The organism is uncultured Senegalimassilia sp. (assembly GCF_934632265.1).
GTDB lineage: Bacteria > Actinomycetota > Coriobacteriia > Coriobacteriales > Eggerthellaceae > Senegalimassilia.
Genome location: NZ_CAKTYH010000179.1, coordinates 1 through 2,619 on the forward strand (window position 1 = coordinate 1; position 2,619 = coordinate 2,619).

The 2,619-nt window shown below is 62.6% G+C and carries 4 protein-coding genes; 1 reads left to right on the top strand and 3 read right to left on the bottom strand.

The annotated features are described in order from the left end of the window. Positions 1 to 576: phosphate acyltransferase (locus Q0H50_RS09195; protein WP_294421662.1), on the top strand; the 576-nt coding region annotated here is incomplete at its 5' end. A 217-nt stretch (positions 577 to 793) separates the two neighbouring features. Here Q0H50_RS09195 and Q0H50_RS09200 read toward each other — a convergent pair. The 3 genes from Q0H50_RS09200 to Q0H50_RS09210 form a co-directional block, all read right to left on the bottom strand. Further along, positions 794 to 2,008 (bottom strand): acetate kinase, encoded by a 1,215-nt coding sequence (locus Q0H50_RS09200; protein ID WP_294421663.1) that lies wholly within the window; start codon positions 2,006 to 2,008, stop codon positions 794 to 796. Positions 2,009 to 2,114: 106 nt separating this feature from the next. Next, complete coding sequence (xseB, locus tag Q0H50_RS09205) at positions 2,115 to 2,369, bottom strand: exodeoxyribonuclease VII small subunit (RefSeq protein ID WP_118349186.1); 255 nt, start codon at positions 2,367 to 2,369, stop codon at positions 2,115 to 2,117. 13 nt (positions 2,370 to 2,382) lie between these two features. Beyond that, positions 2,383 to 2,619: exodeoxyribonuclease VII large subunit (locus tag Q0H50_RS09210; protein WP_294421664.1), on the bottom strand; the 237-nt coding region annotated here is incomplete at its 5' end.

Consider the following 2,619-nt stretch of genomic DNA (forward strand, 5'->3'; position numbering starts at 1 on the left):
CTGGTCAGCAGCTTCTTCATCATGGTGGTCCCCAACTGCGAGTACGGCCAAAACGGCACCTTCCTGTTCAGCGACTGCGGCCTGGAGATCCAGCCCGACGCCGAGAAGCTCGCGCACATCGCCGTGAACTCCGCGCAGTCCTGGAAAACCCTCATGGGCACCGAGCCCGTGGTGGCAATGCTTTCCCACTCCACCTACGGCTCCGCCAAAAACGACGACGCGAACAAGGTGGTCGAGGCTGCCGCAATCGCCCGCGAGCTGGCACCTGAGCTGGCGCTCGACGGCGAGCTGCAGGCCGATGCCGCCATGGTGCCCTCCGTGGGCGCTTCGAAGGCCCCCGATAGCAAGGTGGCCGGCAAGGCGAACTGCCTGATCTTCCCCGACCTTGATGCGGGCAACATCGGCTACAAGCTCGTGCAGCGCCTGGCGCATGCCGAGGCCTTCGGCCCGGTCACCCAGGGCATCGCGGCACCGGTCAACGACCTGTCCCGCGGCTGCACCGCCCACGATATCGAGGGCGTCATCGCCATCACGTGCGTGCAGGCCCAGGCGAAGAAGGCCGCCGACGCCCAGTAACCCGCACCGGCGCGAAGACGCTCGGACGATCGGAGCCTAACACCCCAAACCGAAACGCCCTGCTTCCCGAACCGATCACGATATTAAGGAAGCAGGGCTTTCTTGTCTGATGCGCGGAGAAGCACAACGATTTAATCAAAAGAAAAGCCCTCTGACGAGGGCTTTTCGACACTGCAGAGTATGCAGGGCATTGCTGTTGCGCGGATATCCAGGCGTCTTACGGCTGGATGCCGACCATCTGGTCGTGCACGATCTCGTAGGTGTCGCGCGCGATCATGTACTCCTCGTTGGTGGGGATGATGATGATCTGCACTGCGGAATCGTCAGTGGAGATGATGCGCTCGAAGCCGCGATGGCGGTTCTTCTCCTCGTCGAGCACGATGCCCAAAGGCTGCAGGCCGGAGAAGATCATGCGGCGCATCTTGTCGCAGTTCTCGCCGACGCCGGCGGTCAAGACGATGGCATCAACGCCGCCCATGACGGCGATGTACTGCCCGATGTACTTCTTCACCGAGTTGGAGAACATGTCGTAGGCCAGCATGGCGCGCTCGTTGCCCTCTTCGGAGGCGGTGCGCACGCTGCGCAGGTCGTTGGACACGCCGGAGATGCCGAGCAAGCCGGACTGCTTGTTCATGAGGTTGTTCATTTCCTCGGCAGTGAGGTTCTCGTGCTCCATGACGAACGGCACGATGGCCGGGTCGATGGCGCCGCAACGCGTACCCATCATCAGGCCGTCGAGCGGGGTGAGGCCCATGGAGGTGTCCACGGCCACGCCATGGTCGATGGCCGAAGCCGAGCAGCCGTTGCCCAAGTGCAGCGTGATGAGCTTGAGGTCCTCGAGGGGCTCGTCGAGCACCGCAGCGGCGCGCTCGGAGATGTAGCGATGCGAGGTGCCATGAGCGCCATATTTGCGGATGGCATACTTCTCGTACAGCTCGTAAGGGAGCGGGTACATGTACGCTTTCGGCGGCAACATGGTGAAAAACGAGGTGTCGAACACGGCCACCATGGGGATGCCCGGCATGTGCTTCATGCACGCATGGATGCCCATGAGCGCGGCACCGTTGTGCAAAGGCGCCAGCTCGGCAAGCTCGTCGATCTTCGCGATGACGTCGTCATCGATGAGCACGGAGCGATCGAAGTACTTGCCGCCCTGCACGATGCGGTGACCGACCGCATCGATCTCGGAAAGCGAAGCGATAGCGGCGCCCTCGCCCGAGACCAGGGATTCCAGCACGAGCGCCATAGCGTCGTCATGATCCGCCATCTTCGCGTCGATGACCACTTCGTTATCGTCAAGACCGTGCTTGTGGAACGCCTCGGCCGAACCGACGCGCTCGCAAATGCCCTTGGCCATGAGCGTATGCGTTTCAACATTGATAAGCTGGTACTTCAGCGAAGATGAACCCGCATTGATAACCAAAACGTTCAACGGCCTGCCTCCTTACACAAAAGATTTCGAGCCCTCATTGTAGATGCAAAACAGGGCGTGCGTCGCCGCAAGCGGCGCCCGCGCGGCACTCTGTCGGCAAGCGGCGCTACGAAAGCGTGGTATCGCGCTGCTCGTCCGATACCTCCGGCTCCAGCTGGCCCATAAGCACGTCGACCTTCTGCTGCGCCGTTGCCAGGCGGCCCTGCAAGGCGCGCAGCAGCGCAACCCCGCGCTCGTAGCTGGCAAGGCTATCCTCTAGCTCGAGCGTATTGGATTCAAGCACGCCGACGATGCCGTCCAGCTCGGCCATGGCCTCGCGAAACGTCAGATCCTCAACCGGCTTCAAAGCTTCATTGCCCATTTCATGCTTCCTTTCACGCAAGGTCGTCCGCGCCGGCGCGCCGGACCCCCGACACGCTGCATTCGATAACGCCATCCGATACCGTCACATCAAGCGGCTGGCCCGCCTTCGCCTGCTCGACCGACCTGACCACGCCCCCATCGCCGTCGCGGGCGATGGCATAACCCCTGCCGAGAACGGCTAGGGGCGAGAGCGCATCAAGCTGCGCCGCCGAAAGGCCGGCTTGCCGGCGGAACGGCTCGAGCAGCTG